The sequence below is a fragment of the Clostridium sulfidigenes genome (genome assembly GCF_000732635.1).
Lineage (GTDB): Bacteria > Bacillota > Clostridia > Clostridiales > Clostridiaceae > Clostridium_J > Clostridium_J sulfidigenes.
Genome location: NZ_JPMD01000017.1, coordinates 38,463 through 62,224, shown reverse-complemented (window position 1 = coordinate 62,224; position 23,762 = coordinate 38,463). Strand labels below are relative to the sequence as shown.

20 protein-coding genes are annotated in these 23,762 nt (G+C 30.1%); 15 read left to right on the top strand and 5 right to left on the bottom strand.

Going from position 1 to position 23,762, the window contains the following annotated elements:
* Nucleotide 1: 1 nt before the first annotated feature.
* The 4 genes from IO99_RS07725 (at nucleotide 2) to IO99_RS07710 (ending at nucleotide 4,345) form a co-directional block, all read left to right on the top strand.
* Nucleotides 2-391 carry a DUF1667 domain-containing protein gene (locus IO99_RS07725; protein ID WP_242844109.1) on the top strand — a complete coding sequence of 130 codons (390 nt, stop codon included), beginning with the start codon at nucleotides 2-4 and terminating at the stop codon, nucleotides 389-391.
* Nucleotides 381-1,937: an FGGY-family carbohydrate kinase gene (locus IO99_RS07720; protein WP_035132106.1), complete on the top strand. Its 1,557-nt coding sequence runs from the start codon at nucleotides 381-383 to the stop codon at nucleotides 1,935-1,937. The genes IO99_RS07725 and IO99_RS07720 overlap by 11 nt, the downstream gene beginning before the upstream one ends.
* 21 nt (nucleotides 1,938-1,958) lie before the next feature.
* Complete coding sequence (locus IO99_RS07715; RefSeq protein WP_198028571.1) at nucleotides 1,959-3,683, top strand: FAD-binding oxidoreductase; 1,725 nt, start codon at nucleotides 1,959-1,961, stop codon at nucleotides 3,681-3,683.
* Between the two features lie 167 nt (nucleotides 3,684-3,850).
* Complete coding sequence (locus IO99_RS07710; RefSeq protein ID WP_035132104.1) at nucleotides 3,851-4,345, top strand: hypothetical protein; 495 nt, start codon at nucleotides 3,851-3,853, stop codon at nucleotides 4,343-4,345.
* A gap of 112 nt (nucleotides 4,346-4,457) precedes the next feature.
* On the opposite strand, the gene IO99_RS07705 is transcribed toward IO99_RS07710, so the two are convergent.
* Nucleotides 4,458-5,213 carry a creatininase gene (locus tag IO99_RS07705; protein ID WP_035132102.1) on the bottom strand — a complete coding sequence of 252 codons (756 nt, stop codon included), beginning with the start codon at nucleotides 5,211-5,213 and terminating at the stop codon, nucleotides 4,458-4,460.
* Between the two features lie 385 nt (nucleotides 5,214-5,598).
* Here IO99_RS07705 and zupT point away from each other — a divergent pair, with 385 nt between their 5' ends.
* From zupT to IO99_RS07685, 4 genes are all read left to right on the top strand, one after another.
* Entirely contained in the window at nucleotides 5,599-6,423 is an 825-nt protein-coding gene (gene zupT, locus IO99_RS07700; protein ID WP_035132100.1) for a zinc transporter ZupT, read from the top strand.
* Between the two features lie 21 nt (nucleotides 6,424-6,444).
* Nucleotides 6,445-7,692, top strand: coding sequence for a UV DNA damage repair endonuclease UvsE (gene uvsE, locus IO99_RS07695; RefSeq protein ID WP_035132098.1), 1,248 nt, complete (start codon nucleotides 6,445-6,447; stop codon nucleotides 7,690-7,692).
* Between the two features lie 105 nt (nucleotides 7,693-7,797).
* Nucleotides 7,798-9,738, top strand: coding sequence for a sigma-54-dependent Fis family transcriptional regulator (locus IO99_RS07690; RefSeq protein ID WP_035132097.1), 1,941 nt, complete (start codon nucleotides 7,798-7,800; stop codon nucleotides 9,736-9,738).
* 336 nt (nucleotides 9,739-10,074) lie between these two features.
* A complete protein-coding gene (locus IO99_RS07685; RefSeq protein ID WP_035132095.1) occupies nucleotides 10,075-11,154 on the top strand; it encodes a 2,3-butanediol dehydrogenase in 1,080 nt (359 codons plus the stop codon).
* Nucleotides 11,155-11,265: 111 nt separating this feature from the next.
* Here the strand turns inward: IO99_RS07685 and ric are convergent, their stop codons facing one another.
* On the bottom strand, nucleotides 11,266-11,982 hold the full coding sequence (gene ric, locus IO99_RS07680; protein WP_035132093.1) for an iron-sulfur cluster repair di-iron protein: 717 nt from the start codon (nucleotides 11,980-11,982) through the stop codon (nucleotides 11,266-11,268).
* 126 nt (nucleotides 11,983-12,108) lie between these two features.
* Complete coding sequence (locus IO99_RS07675) at nucleotides 12,109-12,816, bottom strand: Crp/Fnr family transcriptional regulator (protein ID WP_035132091.1); 708 nt, start codon at nucleotides 12,814-12,816, stop codon at nucleotides 12,109-12,111.
* A gap of 198 nt (nucleotides 12,817-13,014) precedes the next feature.
* Here IO99_RS07675 and IO99_RS07670 point away from each other — a divergent pair, with 198 nt between their 5' ends.
* From IO99_RS07670 to bioA, 5 genes are all read left to right on the top strand, one after another.
* The gene (locus IO99_RS07670) at nucleotides 13,015-13,908 is read left to right on the top strand and encodes an AraC family transcriptional regulator (RefSeq protein WP_035132209.1); all 894 of its coding nucleotides are present in this window, start codon (nucleotides 13,015-13,017) and stop codon (nucleotides 13,906-13,908) included.
* A gap of 289 nt (nucleotides 13,909-14,197) precedes the next feature.
* Nucleotides 14,198-14,758, top strand: a complete 561-nt coding sequence (locus IO99_RS07665) for a biotin transporter BioY (protein WP_035132089.1) — start codon at nucleotides 14,198-14,200, stop codon at nucleotides 14,756-14,758.
* Between the two features lie 24 nt (nucleotides 14,759-14,782).
* On the top strand, nucleotides 14,783-15,766 hold the full coding sequence (gene bioB, locus IO99_RS07660; protein WP_035132087.1) for a biotin synthase BioB: 984 nt from the start codon (nucleotides 14,783-14,785) through the stop codon (nucleotides 15,764-15,766).
* Entirely contained in the window at nucleotides 15,759-16,484 is a 726-nt protein-coding gene (bioD, locus tag IO99_RS07655; protein WP_035132084.1) for a dethiobiotin synthase, read from the top strand. The genes bioB and bioD overlap by 8 nt, the downstream gene beginning before the upstream one ends.
* 18 nt (nucleotides 16,485-16,502) lie before the next feature.
* Nucleotides 16,503-17,864: an adenosylmethionine--8-amino-7-oxononanoate transaminase gene (gene bioA, locus IO99_RS07650; protein ID WP_035132082.1), complete on the top strand. Its 1,362-nt coding sequence runs from the start codon at nucleotides 16,503-16,505 to the stop codon at nucleotides 17,862-17,864.
* Nucleotides 17,865-18,284: 420 nt separating this feature from the next.
* Here bioA and IO99_RS07645 read toward each other — a convergent pair whose 3' ends face one another.
* Nucleotides 18,285-19,265 (bottom strand): anti-sigma-I factor RsgI family protein, encoded by a 981-nt coding sequence (locus IO99_RS07645; RefSeq protein ID WP_035132080.1) that lies wholly within the window; start codon nucleotides 19,263-19,265, stop codon nucleotides 18,285-18,287.
* Entirely contained in the window at nucleotides 19,262-19,987 is a 726-nt protein-coding gene (locus IO99_RS07640) for a hypothetical protein (RefSeq protein ID WP_051823994.1), read from the bottom strand. Before IO99_RS07640 ends, IO99_RS07645 begins: the two co-directional genes overlap by 4 nt.
* 171 nt (nucleotides 19,988-20,158) lie before the next feature.
* Here IO99_RS07640 and IO99_RS07635 point away from each other — a divergent pair, with 171 nt between their 5' ends.
* Both IO99_RS07635 and IO99_RS07630 read left to right on the top strand, forming a co-directional pair.
* A complete protein-coding gene (locus tag IO99_RS07635; protein ID WP_035132078.1) occupies nucleotides 20,159-21,862 on the top strand; it encodes an ABC transporter ATP-binding protein in 1,704 nt (567 codons plus the stop codon).
* A gap of 41 nt (nucleotides 21,863-21,903) precedes the next feature.
* Nucleotides 21,904-23,646 carry an ABC transporter ATP-binding protein gene (locus IO99_RS07630; RefSeq protein ID WP_035132076.1) on the top strand — a complete coding sequence of 581 codons (1,743 nt, stop codon included), beginning with the start codon at nucleotides 21,904-21,906 and terminating at the stop codon, nucleotides 23,644-23,646.
* Nucleotides 23,647-23,762: the final 116 nt, after the last annotated feature.

Below are 23,762 nucleotides of genomic sequence, written 5' to 3'. Positions count from 1 at the left end.
GGTGGAGTTAAAAAAAATCACCTGTATAATGTGTCCTAATGGTTGTAAACTTACTATAATTGAAAAAAATGAAGAACTATTAGTGGAAGGTAATAAGTGCAAAAGAGGCATAGAATTTGGAATTAATGAGATTAAAAATCCATTAAGAAGTATTGCTTCAACAGTAAATACTATATATAAGGAAATGCCAAGGCTACCGGTGAGAACTGATGGACTGATTCCAAGGGATAAAATATTTAATGTAATGAGAGAAATAAGTAAAGTAGTGATAACAAATCCTATTAATATAAATGAAGTAATAATTGAAGATGTATTAAATGCTGGAGTTAATATCATTTCAACCTCAAGTTTAATTGAGACATTAAAGGAGGAGTATCCGAATGGAGGATAAATATGTTCTCTCCATAGATTGTGGGACGCAAAGTGTAAGAGCATTGATATTTAATGGATTAGGTACATTAGTAGCTAAAGAGAAGTTAGACTTTCAACCATACTTTTCAAATAGACCAGGATGGGCAGAACAAGATCCAGAGATTTGGTGGCAAGGTGTATGTCATGTATGTACAGCACTAAAAGAGAATAATTCCACTGTTTTCAATGAGATACTTGCAGTATCAGTAACAACACAAAGAGATACAGGAATAAATGTAGATAAAAATGGGGAAGCATTAAGACCTGCAATAATATGGTTAGATCAGAGGATGGCAGAGTGTAAAAAACCTATAAGTAAAAGATATGATTTTCTTTTTAGGTTAATTGGAATGAAAAAAGCCATAGAGGTTTCAAGGAAAAAATGTAAAGCAAATTGGATAATGGAAAATCAGCCGGAAATATGGAGAAACACTTATAAGTATTTATTACTTTCAGGATATTTAAATTTTAAATTAACAGGAAATTTTGTAGATTCCATAGCATCTCAGATTGGACATATACCTTTTAATTTTAAAAAGAAAGATTGGCCAAAAGGAAATAAAGATTATAGATGGGAAATTTCGGGAGTTGAAAGAGAAAAACTACCTCAGCTTGTAGAGGTGGGAGAAAGAATTGGGGAAATAAGTCCAGAAGTTGCAAAGGTTACAGGGTTAAAGATTGGAATACCTGTTATTGCAGCAGGATCAGATAAAGGTTGTGAAACCTTAGGTACAGGTTGTAAGAATGAAAAATGGGTAAATTTAAGTTTTGGAACAACAGCTACAGTTCAGACTATGTCAAAAAAATATATAGAGCCTTTAATGTTTATGCCAGCTTATCCAGCTTGCATCCCAGGTTATTATAATCCGGAATTTGAAATTTTCAGGGGGTATTGGATGATTAGTTGGTTTAAGAGGGAATTTGCTAGAAAGGAAGCTATGGAAGCTGAAGAAAGAGGCATTTCTTATGAAGAAATATTAAATGAAAGATTAAAGGATGTTCCACCGGGATGCCATGGGTTAATGCTTCAACCATATTGGGGACCAGGTTTAAAATATCCTGAGGCAAAGGGAGCAATTATAGGTTTTGGAGATGTTCATACAAGAAGCCATATTTATCGAGCCATTATTGAAGGAATAAATTATGGATTATTAGATGGAATAGAAAAAATAGAAAGAAAGACTAAGGAAAAAGTGAAGTATGTAATGGTTTCAGGAGGCGGCTCTCAAAGTGATACTATTTGTCAAATAACTGCCAGTATGTTAAATAGAAAGGTTTATAAAACTACGACCCATGAGACGTCAGGATTAGGAGCAGCTATTATAACTTTTGTAGCTTTAGGAATATATGTAACTTACAATGAAGCTATTGAGAAAATGGTTCATTATAAAAAAATATTTACTCCAGAAAAAGAATATACAGAAATATATTCAAAACTTTTTAAGAATGTTTACAAGAGAATATATAGAAGACTTAAATCACTATATTCAGATATTGGAAAGATAACAAATTATCCAGATATTTAATTGTATATGGGGGAATTATTTATGAATAAAAATGAAGATATTTTCACACCAAATTGGTATGAAGATTTACCACCAGAAGGATCCTATAGATCTATTTTAAAATGGGGAAACCCTAAGGAATTTAAACATCCCAATCCTAGATTATACACTTTGATGAAGAAAACCTTTGAAATGACTGATGATGATTTTAAAACACCTCAAAAAATGGGTTTAGAAAAGGTTAATTTTGAAAAAGAGATTACTTTAGCAGAAGGTCAAATTGCTCACTTTAAGCACATAGTAGGAGAAAATAATGTAAGAATGGACCCTTATTCAAGGCTTCAAATAGCTTATGGAAAAACTATGATAGATTCAATGAGACTTAGAGAAGGTATCGTTGAAAATATTCCTGATATAGTAATACATCCAAGAAGCAAAGAAGACATAAAAGAAATAGTTGAGTACTGTAATGAAGAGAAAATACCAGTGTATGTTTACGGAGGAGGTTCGTCTGTAACTAGAGGCGTTGAGTGTGTAAAAGGTGGAGTATCCTTAGATATGAGAGTTCATATGAATAAGGTAGTTAACTTTAATGAAATTAATCAAACAATAACTGTAGAAGCTGGTATGTCAGGTCCGAAACTAGAAGAAACATTAAATAAAGCAAAGGAACTCTTTGGTGCAAAGAGGGCATATACCTGTGGGCATTTCCCTCAATCCTTTGAATATTCGGCAGTTGGAGGCTGGGTTGTAACTAGAGGAGCAGGTCAGAATTCAACCTACTTTGGAAAGATTGAGGATATGGTTATATGTCAAGAGTATATCACGCCGGCTGGAGAAATAAAAACTGATGAGTATCCTGCATTAGCTACAGGACCATCCATCGATGAAATCATGATGGGAAGTGAAGGTGCCTATGGAATATTAGTTTCTGTAACTCTTAAGATTTTTAGATACATGCCAGAAAATCAAAGGAGATTTAGTTATATATTCAAGAACTGGGAAGATGCTAGAAATGCAGCAAGAGAGATTATGCAAGGGCAATTTGGATTTCCATCAGTATTTAGATTATCAGACCCAGAAGAAACTGATGTTATGATGAAACTCTATGGAGTAGAAGGAACAATTATTGATAAAATAATGACTGTAAGAGGATATAAGACAAATGAGAGATGTATGTTTTTAGGATTTACAGATGGAGAAACATGTTTTACAAAGGTAGTAAGGAAAAAGGTTCATAAGATATGTAAAGCGTATGGAGCTATGTCGACCACAGGATATGTAACTAAGGCATGGGAGCACGGAAGATTTAGAGATCCATATTTAAGAGAAGATTTACAGGATTATGGTATTATGACTGATACCCTTGAATGTTCAGTTAATTGGGAGAATATGGATTACGTTCATAAGGGAGTAAGAGCTTACTGCAAAAGTAGACCAAATACAATTTGTATGACACATATGTCTCATGTTTATCCACAAGGTGCAAATCTGTACTTTATTTTTATAGCTAAAATGAATAAAATAGATGAGTATTTAGAATATCAATATGGAATACTTGATAATATTCAGAAGTATGGAGCTGCGATGAGTCATCACCATGGAATAGGAAAGATGACAGCCCCTTGGCTTGAAGGTCAAATAGGTAAAAATCAAATGGAGGTATTCAAGGTATTAAAAAATCATTTTGATCCAAATAATATTATGAATCCAGGTGGAACATTAGGTCTTGATTTATCTGATGATAAGAAAAGAATGGTAAAGTAAAATTTAGCTTTAGTGTATCCATAATTGTACTAAAATTTAAAAAAATAGGTAGAAAAGCATTCTTTATTACTTTTATATTTTTAAAGAAGATATTTAAATTGTAACACAAGTTTTTTCAATCCATAATATAATAACAACACAGTATGTTATTATATGGAGGAATAATAGTGAAAGAATTTTTAAGTGTTGAAGGAGTAGTTAAAAGTATAGAAGTGATGAAAACATCAGTAAATGACACATCGGCATGTACAATGATAATGTCAGTAAGAGGAAGAAGAGATGATGATTTTAACTTAGTAGTTAGCCGAGATACTTACTTTGTAGACCATGTTAATATAAGACCTGGCGATTATATAATTGGATTTTATGATGCATTAGCACCTGTTCCATTAATATTTCCACCACAGTATAGAGCTATTGTTATAGCCAGAAGATCAAGAAAAGAAAATGTCATAGTGTCTCATTTCAATAGAAGATTAGTCAGTAGAGATGATTCACTTAGACTTAATATTAGTAATAGAACACAAATATTACTTGAAAATGGCCAGAGTTTTTTAGGCAATATAGAAAATAGAAATCTTGTGGTTGTATATGGAATGAGTACCAAGAGCATACCTGCAATTACGACACCATCACAAATTATAGTTTTATGTGATAATTAGATATTTTATAAATAAGTTTGCCTAGTATGAAAGTATACAAATCATACTAGGCAATTTTATTATATTAAATAGAAGCATAATAATTTTATAAATTAAGCGATAATTATTAAATTTATCTGAAAGCTTCTTTAACTATTTTAACAATGTTTGGAATAACGTCATCTACAATTATTTTTCCCCTTGCAGCTGAAGAGGATTTAGCTGATGCAAGTATTCCAGTTTCGGGAACGATATCTTTTTCTATAGGATATCTAAAATAAGTTGCAGGACTAGCATTTTCAGTATCTAATATTTTATCTTCTCTAACAAGCTCTGGTGCAAAATACATCATTAATGAAGTCTCTGTAACGGCAGCATGTTCTAAAGCCCATCCTGGGAATGGGACTTCATCAAAAACTTTATCAATAACATCAGGTGACATTGGATCCCACCAGTTAGTAAGAAGAAGCTTTACCTTGTCTCCATATTTTGCAGAACATAGATCCATAGCTTCTACAATAAATGCTTCGTTTTCAAAGTGAGCACTTAAAATAAATATTTTTGTAAATCCATCACGAACAAATTCATCAACAATATCCATTACTAAGGCTTGTAATGTAGCACCATTTAAGTCAATAGTTCCAGGAAATAATGGGCCACCACCACTTAATGGTTTTGATTTATATCCATAGGAAATTGTTGGAGCAACTACTCCATTTATTTTTTCAGCTATGCGATAAGCAAACTCTCTTGCTAATACAGAATCTACACAGGTAGGTAAGTGAGGGCCATGTTGTTCTGTAGCACCTATTGGTAATATAATTACATCATCTTTTTTCTTTGCAAACTCTTGCCATGTCATATTTTCCATTTTAACATTTTCGTACATAATTAATGTCTCCTATTCTTAAGTGTAATAAAGTTTTTTGATAATTATTTATATAATAAAAATAAAGTTTACATAATATTATTGTAACATAAGTATGCTTTTACATAATAACCATATTATAAACAAAAATATAAATAGAATTATTAAAACACTAGCATAAGTATTATTTTATATAGGATAGCATAGTAGTGATTTTTGAATTGATTATGATATAATAATTATACTATTAAAGGAAAATAGAGTAATTCATCCTATGAAAATGATTAGGTTTAAATATGGTGAAAATTAGTTAAAGTTGCATTAATTGATATTGTAATGATTAAACAAGTTTGTGTAAATTATTAATAAGTATATGAATAAAATATAGGATTTAGGGGGAAAAGATATGGAACAGGTTTTTATTGCCTTTGCATTAACGTTATTTGCAGGGCTATGTACAGGAATTGGAAGTGCTCTTGCGTTTTTTGCTAAAAAGACCAATACAAAATTCTTATCAATTAGTTTAGGATTTTCTGCAGGAGTTATGATATATGTTTCTATGATAGAAATTTTTGTTGAAGCTAGGAAATTATTATCCGTTGAACTTGGTTTTAAATTGGGTTCTTGGGTTACAGTAGGAGCTTTCTTTTTTGGTATGTTAATTATAGCGATTATTGACAAACTTATACCAAGTGGTGAAAATCCTCATGATATTTATAAAATTGAAGAATTAGAGGGAACGGAAAATGATAATTTAAAAGATACATCAAAAGATAATAAGAAATTGCTTAGAATGGGATTACTTACAGCACTAGCAGTAGCTATTCATAATTTTCCAGAGGGATTGGCTACATTTATTTCTGCATTACAAGAGCCATCAATAGCAATACCTATAACAATAGCTATTGCTATTCATAATATTCCTGAGGGTATCGCAGTGTCAGTTCCAGTGTTTTATGCTACAGGTAGTAGAAAGAAAGCCTTTCTATATTCTTTTCTATCTGGACTGTCAGAGCCTCTAGGTGCTATTATTGGTTATTTAGTACTAATGCCATTTATTAACAATGTTACCCTTGGAATTATTTTTGCTATAGTTGCTGGTATTATGATATTCATTTCTCTTGATGAATTACTTCCATCGGCAAGAGAATATGGGGAACATCATTTATCTATCTACGGGCTAGTAGCGGGAATGGCTGTAATGGCAATTAGCTTATTACTTTTCATTTAAGTAAAAGGATGGTGTTGTAAGTTGCTTGAAAAAAATAGAATTGGATATGCATGTACACCTGCATCTATTCCATATAAAACTTCAAGAAGCTTTTTATTAAAAAATTTTAGTGATAATGTTTTTAATCAGTGTGTTAGAAGTAACATTGATGATTTGATGAATATATTAAAGTGGAATGTAGAAAATTCAATATATTTATTTAGGATAAGCTCAGATATAATTCCCTTTGGTAGTCACCCCATTAATAACCTAAAGTGGTGGGAGACCTATAATAAAGAACTTACAGAGTGTGGAGAATTTATAAAAAATAATAATATTAGGGTTTCTATGCATCCTGGTCAATATACAGTTCTAAATTCTCCTAATGAGGAAGTAGTTGAGAAAAGTATTATGGATCTAGAGTATCACTGCAAATTTTTAGATAGTTTAGGTGTGGACTATTCTAACAAAATCATACTTCATGTTGGAGGGGTATATGGAGATAAAATTTCTGCCATGGAACGATTTAAGCATAATTTTAATAGACTATCAAACTCTTTGAAAAAAAGATTGGTAATTGAGAATGATGATAAGAGTTATACCATAGAAGATGTATTAAATATTTGTAATGATATTAAAATACCAGCAGTGTTTGATAATCTTCATCAACAGCTCAATCCTTGTTCTTTAGAGTGGAAGGATATTTTATACTCTGTTAAAAATACATGGAAGATTGAAGATGGTCCAGTAAAATTCCATTATTCTGATAGGGATATAAGTAAAAAAGGAGGAGCTCATTCTAAGTTTGTTGTTACTAGTAATTTTTTAGATTATATGAAAAGTATTTCAGAAATTAATTCAGATGTTATGCTTGAAGTTAAGGATAAGGAAATATCAACAATCAAGTGTATTTGTGCTATTAATGAGGACTTACCAATTTATGTAAGGACAGAGCAATGGGCGAAGTATAAGTATTCTTTAATGGAAAAGGATTATTCTTATTATAAAAAATGTAGTAGCTTAGTAAATTCTCCTATACCAATGAGAGAAGTGTATATGTATATAGATCAGTGTTTAGAAAAGCCTTTTAGTAGAGGAAATTTTATTAACACATCACAACATGTTTATGGATATATAAAAGATAAAGCAACATTAAAAGAAAAGAATAGGTTTAATGAACTTTTAAAGAATCCAGATGAAAATAATATTAAGGTAAAAACTTTGTTAAAGAAACTAAGTGAAAAATATGGAGTGGATTATATTAATAACTCTTATTATTTTATATATTAGATTTAGTTCTAGGTATACATTTTATCCATGGTGATATAAAACAAATGCTAAAATAATGAATTTATTGTTTTAAGTATATATTTCTTAAGGGGTGGGAGTGTAAGAATGGATAATTATACGGAATTCATTACAAAAGCTTGGAATGAATTTGTGAAATACGGTATAGATAATAAAAAAGTTAAAAAACATATAAGAGATTCATGGATAAGATGTAAAGAGTATAATGTAGACTATATGGATGGAAGAGGTGTTGAGAAATATAAAGCTCCTGTAGGAATTAAAGTTAAAGAGAATATAGATTTAGTTTCAGTAGCACATTCTATAATGGAGAATTTGTATAACACCATATCAGGTTCAGGCTTTGCTTTATTCCTTGCAGATAAAGATGGATATATAATAGATGTTATTGGTGACGATAGTATTTTAGAAAAAGCCAGGGATTTAAGATTTACAAAGGGAGCCTTATGGTCAGAAAAAGCAGTAGGAACTAATGCTATAGGAACCTGCTTATATCTAAATAAACCAATACAAACTATTGGAGCTGAGCATTATGGTATACAACAACATTCTTGGACGTGTTCATCAGCACCTATACATGATAGTGATGGGAAAATAATAGGGTGTATAAATATGTCTGGCATATGCAAGGATGCACATCTGCATACTTTAGGAATAGTTATTGCAGCAGCTGAATCCATAAAGAAACAGTTAGAACTTATATTATCCTATAATTTATTAAATATAACTTTTGACTCCATTGTAGAGGGAATGATAGTAATAGATGAAAAATTTAATATTAAGAGAGTGAATCATAGAGCAGAAAATATTTTAGATATGAATCAAGATGAAATATTTGAAATAAATATAAAAGAAGCTCTAGGTAATTTAAATTTTGATTACATTATAGAAAATTATGAGGAAACGTATAATAACATAGAATGTGACTTTAATATTAATAATAAAAGAATAAAATGTATATTAAATATTGTACCTATGAATGCTAATAATAGGTCCATGGGAGTAGTTATAACTTTTAGAGAAAGTAAGTCTGTACATAGGCTTGTAAATAAAGTGGTAGGATATAAGGCTAACTATAAGTTTAAAGACATTGTAACTAGTAACGATAAAATGATAAATATGATAAATTTTGCAAAAAGGGCTTCAAGAAGTGATTGCAATATATTAATAGAAGGACCTAGCGGTACGGGAAAAGAACTGGTAGCTCAAGCTATACATAATTATAGTCAAAGAAGTGATGGACCTTTTGTAGCTGTAAACTGTGCTTCAATTCCTAGAGACCTAATGGAAAGTGAATTTTTTGGTTATGATAAGGGCGCTTTTACTGGAGCGGCTAAAGAGGGACATCCAGGAAAATTTGAATTAGCAGATGGTGGAACAATTTTCTTAGATGAATTAGGAGAACTTCCTTTAGATATGCAATCGAAATTATTGAGGGTTTTAGATAACAATACCATAGTTAGAGTAGGCGGAAATTACGAAAAGAAATTAGATGTAAGAATAATAGGAGCAACCAATAAAGAGTTGAAAAAAGAGGTAAGTAAAAAAACTTTTAGAGAAGATTTGTATTACAGGTTAAATGTAATGAATATAAAAACCATCCCTTTAAAGGAAAGAAAGGAAGATATAGAGACATTAGCAAGATACTTTGTTAATAACCTTAATTTTAAAAATAAAGATAAATATAAACTAATAAAAACAGATTATATAAATGGACTAAAAAAACATGATTGGCCTGGAAATGTAAGAGAACTTAGAAATGCTATAGAAAGGGATTATTATTCTAGTGAAAAGGATATAATTTGTGTACAATCTTTGGAAAAGTCACAAATAATAGAAGATAATTTTAATAATGAGAAAGCAAGTGATGTAGGTGAAATAGTACCTATAGATATTTTAGAAAGAGAAAGTATAATAAAAGCTATTAACTTTTGCGGAGGTAACATATTAAAGTCTGCGGAAATGTTAGGAATAAGTAGAGCTACTATTTATAGAAAGATAAAAAAATATAACATAAATGACCTATAAATTACTTTGTTTTTTTATTATCAATGATTAGAATTATATATGTATCAAAATGAGAATTAAAAATAATAAATCTCAAGATGAGACACTAAGTTGTGTATCATTTTGAGATTTTTTAATTTACTATATAAATTAAATTTTTATATAGGATTTATAATAAATTTAATTAGAAATATAGAATGGTACTTAGTGTAGTCATTTACATAGCTATAAGTAAAATAGGAAAAATAATGTCTGAAAAAGTATTTTAAGTAATGATTTTGGCATAAGTCTTGCATAATAAATATGTGAGAATATTAACAATATAATAGATTATATTTTTTAGGAGGTACTTTTATTATGAAAGCAGCATTATGGTATGCTAAGAAAGATATTAGGGTTGAAGAGGTAGATGAACCAAAGGTTACTAAAGGAAATATAAAAATTAAAGTTAAATGGTGTGGAATATGTGGTTCAGATTTGCATGAATATTTAGGAGGACCTATTTTTATACCTGTTGGACAACCTCATCCTTTAAGTGGAAATATAGCACCAGTAGTTCTAGGGCACGAATTTTCAGGGGAAGTTGTAGAAGTAGGAGAAGGAGTAACAAAATTTCAAATAGGTGATAGAGTTATTGTAGAACCTATAGTAGCTTGTGGAGAATGTCCAGCATGTAGAGAAGGTAAATACAATCTGTGCTCTTCCTTAGGATTTCACGGACTTTGTGGTAGTGGTGGAGGACTTGCAGAATATACTGTATTTCCAGAAGAATATGTGCATAAAATGCCAGAGGGGATGACTTATGAACAAGGAGCTTTAGTAGAACCAATGGCGGTAGCACTTCATTCTATTAGAATTGCTAATTTTAAAACAGGAGATACTGCCATAGTACTTGGTTCAGGACCAATAGGTCTTGCAACTATTGAATGCTTAAAAGCAGCAGGAGCAAAATTAGTAGTAGTGTTACAAAGAAAATCAATAAGACAGGAATATGCAAAGAGGGCAGGAGCAGATGTTGTTCTTGATCCAAATGAAGTTGATATAGCTATGGAGGTTAAAAAACTTACTGGTGGAACAGGTGTAGATGTGGCCTTTGAAACTACAGGAGCAAAGATAGGCTTTGATATAGGCTTAGATAGTTTAAAATATGAAGGAACTATGGTAATAACAAGTATTTGGGAAGATGGAATAAACTTTAATCCTAATGTATTAGTATTTTCTGAAAAGAAAATAGTAGGAACTTTAGCCTATAGACATGAGTTTCCGGCAACAATTGCGCAAATGAGCGATGGAAGAATTAAGGCAGAAGGATATATAACTAAGAAAATAGCACTTGAAGATATAGTTGAAGAAGGCTTTGGAGCTTTGACAGGTCCTGAAAAGAAAAAACATGTGAAAATTCTTGTAACTCCAGATAAAGAGCTTTTAAATAAATAAGAAATCAGAGAAAATGTAAAGATATAAAACAAGTATGGAATAAAATGATAAAAAGCCTAAGGAAATAAATTATCCTTAGGCTTTTAAATTTTTTTGTTTTATGAAAATTACTTATAGATGTTTGTTAACATCCAAGTTCATTCTCTTAAATAGAATATTGTTTTCAAGGTGAATATGCTGGAATAAATCACTCTCTAGTTCTTCAATAATTTTAAAAGTTATAACATAGGTATTACAACCGTCATTAGGAACTTTGAAATCATTGGTAATTTTTCTAAGTTCCTTTAAAATATCTCCAGCACCTTCATGCTCCTCCTCGGTTTCATTAATTACTTCATTAATTTTTTGAAGTTGATTAACACTTGGATTTTTATCATATTCTTTAATTAATGGGAAAAGAATTTGTTCTTCTTTAAGCAAATGTTGTTCTAACTCAGTTTTAAGCATTGAAAAGAGCTTATGGACTCTAAATAGTACATTATGGTTTATACCATGAACTCTCATTATTTTTGTTGTTAACTCTCCTAATTCAGGAAGTACTCTTTTAGTATAGGCATGATGAGTATTTTCAATATGGTCAATTAATTCACTTGATGTCAATGCTCTAAAATCCATGGATACTTCTTTTGTATTATTACTTTCTTCAAAAGTCTCATTTATTTTATTTAATATTAGATTTTCATCAAGATGTAATTCGTAGAGTACCTCTTCAAGGGGTCTATTACCTCCACAGCAAAAATCGATTTTATATTGTTTGAAAATTTCACTAGCCTTAGGCATAATTGAAACAATTTCTCCTACGGTTTGAGAACTATTAAATTTATTCATATATATTCCTCCAATACAGTTTATTTAAAGATTTCTTGTTTATAACTCTATAATATATTAGTTATATAAAATATTCTGTGACTGGAGTCATAGTTTTAAAACAAACTATCTAATTATTTTTATTTTTTAATTCATTAAAGCATCTATATCTCTTATTAAAATCTGTTTATTTCCTATCATATCAATGACACCTTCATCTTGTAGTACGCTTAATTTCCTACTAACCGTTTCTCTAGCAGTACCTATATAATTAGCTATTCCTTCACGACTTAATGGGAGCTCTACAATAACACCATTAGGATGTTTTTTACCATACCTTTCTGCAAAATCAAGAAGTAGTGAATTTATACGCCACTCTATGTTTTTAGTACCCATATTCTGTACTGAGCTTTCTATTTTATCCATTCGACTACATAATTCTTCTATGATTTTAATCCCTATTTTAGGATAATTAATTAAAAGATTTTGAAAGTCATTTTTATTTATCATGCAAATATAAGTAGTTTCTAATGCTTCAACATTATAGGTAGATTGTTGATTATTTAAGAGATTTTTTTCACCAAAGAAGTCACCATGATCAAATATATATAGAATTTGCTCTTTGCCTTCAATAGTATAACGAAATACTTTTACTTTACCTTTATCTATAATGATTAAATTTTCTAAATAGCTTTCTTCCATTATAATTAGCTCACCTTTTTCATATTGCTTTTTTACAATTAAGGTAGCTACTTTACTTAATTCTTCAGAATTTAAACCAGAGAAAATTGGAACTCTTTCTACACATAATTTATGAAGACAATTATCGCAGTTACATTTTTTATTTTCACTCATGAATAATCACATCCTTATTTATTAGATGATAAGTCATTTTTAATAATATTACACTAAATTTCTTTAAAATCAATATACCATTAAAATATTCAAAAGTGAATATTGGGTTTTAAATTTAGATTTTAGCAAATTAGGAACAGCTTAAATTTTAAAGTCTTGATATAATAAAGATACCCTAGGGAAAAGGTTGTGATAAAAGTGAATTACAGTAAAGACATTGATAGATGTATTGAATTTATAGAAAATAATATTAAGGAAGCTATTACGGTGAGTGAAGTTGCTGATTATGTGGGGTATTCTGTAAACCACTTTTGTAGAGTTTTTACTTTATGTAAAGGTATATCTATAATGGAGTACCTTAGAAAACGTAAGCTATCATTAGCAGCATTAGAACTATTTAAAGGAAGAAAAATTATTGATATTGCCCTTGAATATGGATTTGAAACACCTAGTGGATTTTCAAAGTCCTTTCGGAAAGCTTTTGGATATAGTCCAACACAATATATAGCTAGAATGGATGGATACTTTAATAAGGGAATAACATTTAAAATTGGAGGTTATATTATGAAGCCTATTATTGTTAAAAAGCCAGCTTTTAAGGTAGCTGGATATGGAATAAATACTAATATTGGAGGAACAAGTTATACAAAGGATATTGCATCCTTTTGGAGTAATTATGATGGAGAAAATTTAGAAACAAAGATGTATGAAATCTTAAATCCTCCTAATCATGGGGAAGTTGGTCTATGCGTTCCAACTGATAAAGGGGGAAATGTATGCTATCTTTTAGGAGTCATTGTTGAGGATTTCTCTAAAGTTACAGAGGATATGATTACAGTGGAAGTACCAGAGGCGGAGTATGCAGTATTTACAACTCCTCCAGTGGATGTTACTGTAGACCCTAACCAAGATAAGTTTTCAGAAGTGATTAAAGAAACTTGGAAATATATATTTGAAGAATGGTTTAAAGATAGTGGATATATTTATGACGAAGATAAATTAGATTTTGAATTTTATGATGAGCGTTGCCATTATCGAACAGACACGATTATGGAGATTTATGTTCCAGTAAAAAGGCTACTTGAAAATTAGTTAAATATTAAAGCACAGGCTAAACTTTTGGTGAAAATCAGAAGAGAATTTTGAATTAGAGCCTATGAAAAATAATAAATATAATACTTGATAAATTAGAGAGCATTGCTATATAAAGAGCATGCTCTCTAATTTTTATGTACTTGTTAATAATACCTAGTGTATTTTTAGTTCAGGTAATGGAATATATCTACAATAAAATTGTAAACTATAATAAATTTATAAGTTGACAATAAAAGAATTCTTAATTATAATTTCACTATAAAGTAAACATTCTAAGGAGAGAATTATGAAAACTACCAAGAATACGAGAAATTTGATTTTAGTAGCTATGTTTGCAGCCTTAACTGCTATTGGTGCATTTATTAAAATACCAATACCTTATGTGCCTTTTACTCTTCAATACTTATTTTGTGCCTTAGCAGGAGTTATCTTAGGATCTAAACTCGGCGCACTATCCCAAATAATTTATGTTATGGTTGGACTTGCAGGTGTACCAGTATTTACTGAAGGGGGAGGGCTTAGCTATGTATTTAAACCTACCTTTGGATATCTTATAGGATTTATAGTGGCAGCTTATGTCATAGGAAAGATAAGAGAAAAGATTAAGGAATTAAGTTTTATTAAAGCTATGGGGATGCTTTTAGCTGGACTGTTTTTTATTTATTTATTTGGAGTTATATATCTTTATGTTAGCTATAACTTATATCTAGGACAACCAATGTCACTATATTTTGCATTTTTTAATGGCTTTGTACTATGCATATCTGGAGATTTGATTTTAACAGCCTTTGCAGCGTATGTAGCAATAAAAATAGTACCTATATTCAAAAGGTTTGGATACATTTAATAAAAGTGAAAGAAGGCTTGAAGTATGAAAAGTTTTATTAAGGATTTAGAGATAAGAATTTTATCAGGTGAATACATAAATTTTCAAGAAGCAATGACATTAACAGAGCTTAGAAATAATGATGACATTGAACAATTATGTCTTAGTGCTAATAATATAAGAAAAACCTTTTGCGGTAATAAGGTAGATCTTTGCTCTATCATGAATGCAAAGTCAGGTAGATGTTCTGAAGATTGTAAATTCTGTGCGCAATCTGTTCATTATAATACTAGTGCAGAAGTCTATGATTTAGCTTCAAAGGAAGTAGCATTAAAGTTAGCAAAGGAAAATGAATCAGAGGGAGTAAATAGATTCTCTTTAGTTACTAGTGGTAGAGGGATTACAAGTAACGATTTTGAGAAGGTTTTAGATATATATGAAAACCTTAATAGGGAATTAAAGATTGAGTTATGTGCCTCTTTAGGAATACTTGATTATGATAAGCTACTTAAGTTAAAGGCAAGAGGAATAACTATGTACCATCACAACTTAGAAACAAGTAGGGAATTTTATAAGGAAATATGTACAACTCATAGTTATGAAGAAAGAATAGATACCATAAAGGCTGCACAGAAGGCAGGTATACCTGTATGTTCAGGAGGAATTATTGGACTTGGTGAAAGTTGGGTTGATAGAATCAATCTTGCTTTTGAATTGAAAGAATTAACGATTATGTCTATTCCGGTGAATGTACTTAATCCTGTAAAAGGTACTCCTCTTGAAGATTCTAAAAATTTAAGTCAAGGGGATATTTTAAAGACCATTGCTATTTTTAGGTTTATAAACCCTAAAGCTTTAATCAGATTAGCTGGTGGTAGAAATCTCATTAGGGATTTGGGGAAAGAATGCTTTAACTCAGGTGCAAATGCTACTATTACTGGAAATTATTTAACCACTTCTGGTAATAAAATATGTGATGATAAGAAAATGATAAGTGAACTAAAGTTGGAGGTTAGAAGTAATGGCTAAGGGGATATTTGTAGTTGGAACGGATACAGATGTAGGAAAAACTGTTGTAACTGCAGGACTGCTTCATGTCCTTAGAAGTAAAGGGCACAGAGCAACATATTTTAAGGGAGCTTTAAGTGGGGCTATAGAAGAAGGTAATAAACTAATTCCTGGAGATACTGACTTAGTAAGCCAGGTTAGTGGATTAAAGGAACCCTATGAAAATATAACTCCATATATATTTAAGACAGCGATATCTCCACATTTAGCTGCCCAAATAGAAGATAATCCTATTGAGCTAAATATTATAAAGGCTAAATTTGAGAAGCTAAAAGAAAAATATGATTTTATAATTACAGAAGGTAGTGGTGGTATAATATGTCCTCTAATAAATCGAGATGAAGAAATATATACACTAGGTGACCTTATTAAGGATTTAAATATGAGTACCGTGGTTGTAGCTAGAGGTGGAGTGGGAACAATAAATCACACAGTACTTACTGTGAAATATATAGAGTCCATGGGAATCAAAGTAAAAGGAATTATTATAAATAATTATGAAGACAATTATATAACTCAAGACAATATTAAGGTTATAGGAAAACTTACTGGAATTTCTATTGTAGGTAAATTTAAAACTATAGATAACTTGGATAAAGGTAATATAGATAATATAAGAACTGTTGCATCAAGGATTTTTAATGATAAAAGTATTATAGAATGGATGGAAGAATTGTAGTAAAGGGTAGGTGTTTATATGAAGGATTATGTAAAAAGAGATTTAGAATATATATGGCATCCTTGTGCACAGATGAAGGATTACGAAGAGCTTAATCCTATAGTTATTGAAAGAGGAGAAGGTGTTTGGCTTTATGATATTCATGGAAATAAGTATTTAGATTGTATATCATCTTGGTGGACAAATACCCTAGGTCATAGCAATAAAAGAATAAATAAAGCCATAAAGAATCAAATTGATGAAATAGAACATGTTATCTTTGCTAATTTTTCAAATAAACCGGCTATTGACTTAGCAGAAAAGTTAGTAAGTATAACACCAGAAGGATTAAATAAAGTATTTTATTCAGATAATGGATCTTCTGCAGTGGAAATAGCTTTAAAGATGAGCTTTCACTATAATATGCAAAGAAATAAAACTAAAAAGAAAAAATTTGTAGCTTTAAGTGATGCCTATCATGGAGAAACTTTAGGTGCTCTATCTGTGTGTGATATTGATGCCTTTAATATGATATATAAACCCTTACTTTTAGATACTCTTAGGATTGATGGACCAGATTGTTATAGGTGTAAATATGGCTGTACTAGAGATAAATGTAGTGCTAGATGCTTTGAAGCTATGGAAAAATGTTTAGTTGAAAATCATGAAGAGATAAGTGCTGTAATAGTTGAGCCAATGGTTCAAGGTGCAGCAGGAATGAAAATTTATTCACCTATTTATCTTAAAAAGCTTCGTAATCTTTGTGATAAGTATGATGTACATTTGATAGTAGACGAAATTGCCATGGGATTTGGAAGAACAGGAGAGATGTTTGCATGTAATCATGCAGATATAAGTCCAGATTTTATGTGCCTTTCAAAGGGGATTTCTGCAGGATATATGCCAATGTCTGTAGTTATGACTACTAATGAAATATATAATTGTTTTTATGCTGATTACTCAGAAAGAAAATCTTTTTTACATAGTCATACCTATGCAGGAAATGCTATGGCTTGTGCTATTGCTTTAGAAAATCTAAAAATATTTGAAGAAGAAAATATAATAGAAAATAATAAATTTAAGGGAAGATTAATAGAAAAACTTACAATAGAAAGAGGAAAGAATTGTAGTCATATAGGAGAAGTAAGAAGTATAGGCATGATAACTGCTATTGAAATAGTAAAGGATAGAGGTACCAAGGAGAGATATTCTTGGCAAAGTAGAGTAGGTTATAAGATTTATAAAATAGCATTGAAGAAAGGGTTACTATTAAGAGCTATAGGTGATGTACTTTATTTCATACCTCCTTATGTAATAAGTAAAGATGAAATAGAATTTATGATAGATATTTGCTTTGAAAGTATAGAAGAATATTTTAAGTATAATTTTAAAATAGAATAACAGTAAAATAAATATGTAAATATTAAACTAGTATTATATATAGATATTTAACTATTAAACTAGTTAAATAGTTGTTCTGTTTATGCGGGTTTCAGGGATATTTATAGGCATATAAAAATACAAAGAGTATGGGGGCATTAGGGGCATACTCTTTGTATTTTTTTGTACTTTACGATGTTTTTATCTTTAGTTTATTTAATTTATGTTTTTATCTTTAGTTTGTTTAAATTATATTTTTATCTTTAGTTATATAAGTAATATATATAAAAACTATTATTAGTTTTTATTTGATTTTTCATTACCTTTTTTTCCTGGATTTTCAGGTTTGTTAGGTGTTTTTTCTTTAGATTTCTCAGGCTTGTTAGGTATTTTTTTCTTTAGGTTTTTCAGCATTGTTGTTATTTTTTTTTCTCAGTTACTTCAGATTTTTTTATTAGCTTTATTCTCAGTCTTTTCAAGCTTGTTAGTAGCTTTTTCTATTTTATTCTGAGATTTTTGGCTAGCTCTTTCCTGCGTAGCTTTAGTATCATTGGTATTTTCAGCTTCTTTAGTTAGGGCTTTATCAGTTTTTATTTCATCTGCTACTTCTGTACTATCTGTAGTTGATTCTTCAGTAGATTCATCTTCATCAGAAGTTTCAGTTTGTTCTATTTTAGCTTTCTTATTTTCCTTTATAGCACTCATAATTTCTTTAACAGGTTTATTTAACCACTCTTCAAGAATAATGCTTTCTGGATTTGAAGAACTATTTTGTAGTTTTTCAACTAAATTTAGTTTGCCTGGTGTTACACCAAGTTCTTTGGCTTTTTGTACTCGTTCAAATCCAACACTTATAGTTTCAAGGGTAATATCTTCACCTATTTCTTCAATTTCAGTTTCTAAACTTTCTTGTAGTTTTTCAGCAAGTTCATCTGATTTTTCTTGATCTTCACCAGAAGTTGCAATAATAATTCCACCATCAATGTCATTATCAATGCTATTATCAAAATAACCATCTTCACTAATTTGATTAACGGTTTCAGCAACTGCATCTTCAATTTTTTGATCTTCAAGCTTGTCCAATTCAAGTTCATTAAGAATTTCCTGACCATCATCATTAACTGCAGTTATACTAATTACCTTGTCAAAACGATTTAAAGAATATTCAATAGAAGGATTTACATCTAAACTCACATAGGAGTAAGGTGTTTTATAGGCCCATAGTGTTATGCCTCCTACAATTGCAATCATAGCTGTTAAAGCAGAACACATTACCAATTTATTTATATTTTTCAAATTGTTATTTTTCATCTCAATCACCTGCCCAACGATATAATTTTTATCTTTTACTTTTGATATGCAGCCATCTTCAGAAAGGACTGCAGCATAGCCAGCCTTGATTTCTACAACAACAGATTTCATTTATTAATCTCCTCTCTGATGTACCTGAAATAGTAAGCTAGATTTGGATACTCTCCGGATAGTATCTCTACTGCTGCTATTATATATTTTCGGTGACGTTCTAATATTTTTCGGGGTACATTTAAATTTTTTTCAATTATTTTTAATGGTAGTTGTTTTGAACTTTGTAATTCATTAATTAATATTGGGTTATTGAGTAAATATACTACAACTTTTGCACAGGACGACTTTGTCTTTTTAGCTTTAGGTGAACATGTAGATAAATCTAAAAAAGAAAAGCCATAATAGAAAAATACTTCATTTGCAGCTTCAATCTCAAATTTTAGTGTATAATTTTCTTGGTGAATTATCTTTTCTGCTACTGCAAGTCCAAGTGCAATATCTTTATCATTTTCATTTTCGTCTAACTGACAATTAAATATGGCAGGATTTACGGATAATTCTAAGTTATATTTCTTCTGAAGCCTAAGATAATCAATAAGACGCCTACGAATTATAAGCTCGGCAAAACTGAGAAAATTTCCTTTAATTAATTCGTAGCCTTTAATTGCTTGTACAAATGCCTGAAGTGAAACAGACCATTCATCATCACTTTTAGTTATGTATTTTCGGGTTATTCTTGATGTACATTTCAAAATAAACAATTCATTTTGCTCAATGAAACTATTTAATAGATCCTGATTATTATCAGCATCTATAGCCATATAATCTATTTCTCTCAACATGGCACCTCCTTATTCTTATTATTCTATCATCTAAAAATTATTAGGTAAACCTTTAGAACTATAAATTGCTAAAGCAAATTTCTGAATTTTAAAATAGATTTTTTAAAAACTTTAAGATATAATATATTTAGGAAAACGAAATATATTATATCTTAAAGGTGGAATATTATGAAGCAAATATTTAAGTATTTAAAACCTTATAGAGTAAACATGCTTATAGGATTTTCAATAAAGTTTACTGGAACTATTGTAGAACTAGCAATTCCATGGATTTTGTCTTATATGATTGATGAAATTATTCCATTAAAGCAGGTATCTCTAATTTTAATTTGGGGTGGAATTATGCTTTTATGTGCCATTTGTGCAGTAACTTTTAATATATTAGCTAACAGAATGGCTTCAAAGGTGGCAAGAGATACCACAGAGCGAGTTAGAAATGATTTATTCTCTAAAATGATATGTCTTTCTGATAGACAAGTGGATGCTTTTACACTACCTTCTTTAATTTCTAGAGCTACCACGGATACTTATAACATCCATCAGATGGTGGGAATGATGCAAAGACTAGGTATTAGAGCTCCAATAATGCTTATTGGTGGAATAATTATAACATTGACATTAGATCCATTACTAACTTTAGTAATGATTTCAGTAATGCCTATTATTTTTATCACTATTATGTACATATCAAAAGTAGGTATCCCTATGTATTCAATTGTTCAGAAAAAAGTAGATGATTTTGTACGTGTAGTTCGTGAAGATGTTACAGGAATTCGTGTAATTAAGGCTTTATCAAAGGAAGAACATGAGAAGGAAAGATTTAATGCTCGGAATGATGCTACAGTAATTCAAGAAAAGAAGAGTGGTATGGTTATGGCTATACTAAATCCAGTAATGAACCTTTGCTTAAATGTGGGGACAGTATTTGTTATTTTGGCTGGAGCTTACAGAGTAAATAGTGGAGCCATTAAACCAGGAGCAATAATTGCATTTTTAACATATGTAACTTTAATATTAAATTCCCTTTTATTTATTTCTAGAGTATTTACTAATTACTCCAAAGCAAGTGCTTCCGCAAAGCGTATTACCGAAATACTAAATGAGAAAGAAGAATTACCAATTAGGAACATACCAATTATAAATACAGATTATGCTATTGAATTTAGAAATGTCTCTTTTTCTTATAATCATAAAGAAGAAAATGTGAGTAATATAACCTTTGGAGTTAAAAAAGGTGAAACTCTAGGTATTATAGGGGCTACAGGCTCAGGAAAATCTACTTTAATTAAATTATTAATGAGATTTTATGATGTAGATCAGGGTTCTATTTATATAAATGGACAAGATATTAGATCTATTAATATGAAAAAATTAAGAGAAAAGTTTGGAGTGGTATTTCAAAACGATTTTATAAGCACGGATACAATTTATGAAAACATTAGGTTTGGAAGAACTCTAGAGAATAGTGCTATAAGATCAGCAGCAGATTATGCTAAGGCAACTGAGTTTATTGAAGGCAAGGCAGAAGGCTTTAATACTAAAGTTGCAGTAAGAGGTGCAGATTTAAGTGGTGGACAAAAACAAAGAATGCTTATAGCCAGAGCCATAGCAGCACACCCAGAAATATTAATTTTAGATGATTCTTCTAGTGCTTTAGATTATAAGACAGACGCTGTACTAAGAAAAAATCTTACAGAACATTTTAAAGATACTACAACTATAATGATTGCTCAAAGAATTAGTTCGATTTTTAATGCAGACCAAATCTGTGTATTAGAAGATGGTTATGTTGTAGGGTATGGAACTCATGAAGAACTTATTGAAAGTTGTGATGTATACAAAGAAATTCATAAGTCTCAGATGGGAGAGTAAGTTATGGAAATCAAAGTAAAAAGGGAGGACATTTATAATATATGAAAGATAGAAAAAGGAATACATTAAAAAGAGTAATGTCCTATTTATTTGAATATAAGATATTAATTATCATAGCAATTATATTATCCATAGGCTCTAACGTATTTGCCTTAATTGGTCCAATGTTATCAGGTTATGCTATAGATAATATAAATGTTGGAAGAGGGGCAGTAAATTTTTCTAAGATATATTATTACTGTGGACTTATGATTGGATTTTATATTTTATCTTCTATATTAGCTTATATTTTATCAGTACTTATGCTAGAAATTAGTAAGAGAATATCCTATAGACTAAGAAAAGATTTATTTGATAGATTATTATCTCTTCCAGTGGGATATTTTGATACCCATGCAACAGGAGATATCATAAGTAAAATTTCCTATGATGTGGATACTTTAAATTCTACCTTAACATCTGATTTAGTGAGCATTTGCTCAAGTATAATTACTGTGATTATATCCTTTGGGTCTATGGTTATGATATCTGAAAAGTTAGTTTTAGTATTTGTATTTACAGTTCCTATGTCTATTATACTTACTAAAAGAATAACCAGGGTAACAAGACCAATGTTTCGTAATCGTTCAAGAAAATTAGGGGAACTTAATGGAATGGTAGAGGAGTTTGTATCAGGTCAAAAGACTTTAAAGGCTTATCATCAAGAAGAAAACACAAAGAAAAAATTTGCAAGTAAAAATGAAGAAGCAGTAAATGCTTATTATCGTGCTGATTATTATGGTTCTATGGTTGGTCCTTCAGTTAACTTTATGAATAATTTATCCCTAACTCTTATCAGTATTTTTGGGGCTATTATGTATCTTTTTGGACAAATGACTTTAGGAAACATATCTTCCTTTGTACTATATTCTAGAAAATTTTCAGGACCTATTAATGAAGCTGCTAATATCATGGGAGAATTTCAATCCTCACTTTCTGCTGCTGAAAGAATTTTTCAATTAATGGATGAGTTGTCAGAGGTAGCAGATAAGGAAGGAGCTAAAGAGCTTGTGGATATGGAAGGAAATGTGAAGGTAGAGAATATTTCCTTTGGATATAATAAGAATAAGATTATTCTTAAGAATCTTAGTATGAATGTACCTGCTGGAAGTATGATTGCTATAGTAGGCCCTACAGGAGCAGGAAAAACTACTTTAATTAATCTTCTCATGAGGTTCTATGATGTTAATGAAGGGGATATTAAGGTAGATGAAAATTCAATATCACAGGTTACACGTAAGAGTTTAAGAAAAGCTTATGCTATGGTACTTCAAGATACATGGCTATTTGAAGGAAGTATATTTGAAAATATTGCTTATGGCAATGAAAATGCAACTATGGAAGATGTGGTAGAAGCAGCTAAGGCAGCTAAAATTCATTCATATATAAAAAGACTTCCTAAGGGCTATGATACAGTAATTACTGATGATGGAGCTAATGTATCTAAAGGACAAAAACAATTACTAACCATAGCAAGGGCTATGCTTTTGGATGCAAAGATGCTTATTTTAGATGAAGCAACTTCTAATGTTGATACTAGAACAGAAGTTCAAATTCAGCAAGCCATGAGAAATTTAATGAGGGATAAAACCTGCTTTGTAATTGCACATAGGCTTTCTACCATAAGGAATGCAGATCATATTCTAGTGGTTAATAATGGGAATATAGTTGAACAAGGAAATCATGTGGAGTTATTAAAACAAAAGGGTTTTTATAGTCAATTATATAATTCTCAGTTTGAATAATTAATAAAAAAGGCTATCTTCAAATAATTAACTAATACTATAAAAATAAATTTGCACCTAACAATATAAGTGTAAATTTATTTAATGGTATTAGTTTTTTTAGATAGCCAAATTTA

Coding starts and splice junctions, on each gene's coding strand:
- bioA (WP_035132082.1), top strand. CDS start 16,503: ATGAAGGATTATGTAAAAAGAGATTTAGAATATATATGGCATCCTTGT.
- IO99_RS07690 (WP_035132097.1), top strand. CDS start 7,798: ATGGATAATTATACGGAATTCATTACAAAAGCTTGGAATGAATTTGTG.
- IO99_RS07705 (WP_035132102.1), bottom strand. CDS start 5,213: ATGTACGAAAATGTTAAAATGGAAAATATGACATGGCAAGAGTTTGCA.
- zupT (WP_035132100.1), top strand. CDS start 5,599: ATGGAACAGGTTTTTATTGCCTTTGCATTAACGTTATTTGCAGGGCTA.
- IO99_RS07645 (WP_035132080.1), bottom strand. CDS start 19,265: ATGAAATCTGTTGTTGTAGAAATCAAGGCTGGCTATGCTGCAGTCCTT.
- IO99_RS07630 (WP_035132076.1), top strand. CDS start 21,904: ATGAAAGATAGAAAAAGGAATACATTAAAAAGAGTAATGTCCTATTTA.
- IO99_RS07665 (WP_035132089.1), top strand. CDS start 14,198: ATGAAAACTACCAAGAATACGAGAAATTTGATTTTAGTAGCTATGTTT.
- IO99_RS07675 (WP_035132091.1), bottom strand. CDS start 12,816: ATGAGTGAAAATAAAAAATGTAACTGCGATAATTGTCTTCATAAATTA.
- IO99_RS07715 (WP_198028571.1), top strand. CDS start 1,959: ATGAATAAAAATGAAGATATTTTCACACCAAATTGGTATGAAGATTTA.
- bioB (WP_035132087.1), top strand. CDS start 14,783: ATGAAAAGTTTTATTAAGGATTTAGAGATAAGAATTTTATCAGGTGAA.
- IO99_RS07635 (WP_035132078.1), top strand. CDS start 20,159: ATGAAGCAAATATTTAAGTATTTAAAACCTTATAGAGTAAACATGCTT.
- IO99_RS07685 (WP_035132095.1), top strand. CDS start 10,075: ATGAAAGCAGCATTATGGTATGCTAAGAAAGATATTAGGGTTGAAGAG.
- bioD (WP_035132084.1), top strand. CDS start 15,759: ATGGCTAAGGGGATATTTGTAGTTGGAACGGATACAGATGTAGGAAAA.
- ric (WP_035132093.1), bottom strand. CDS start 11,982: ATGAATAAATTTAATAGTTCTCAAACCGTAGGAGAAATTGTTTCAATT.
- IO99_RS07720 (WP_035132106.1), top strand. CDS start 381: ATGGAGGATAAATATGTTCTCTCCATAGATTGTGGGACGCAAAGTGTA.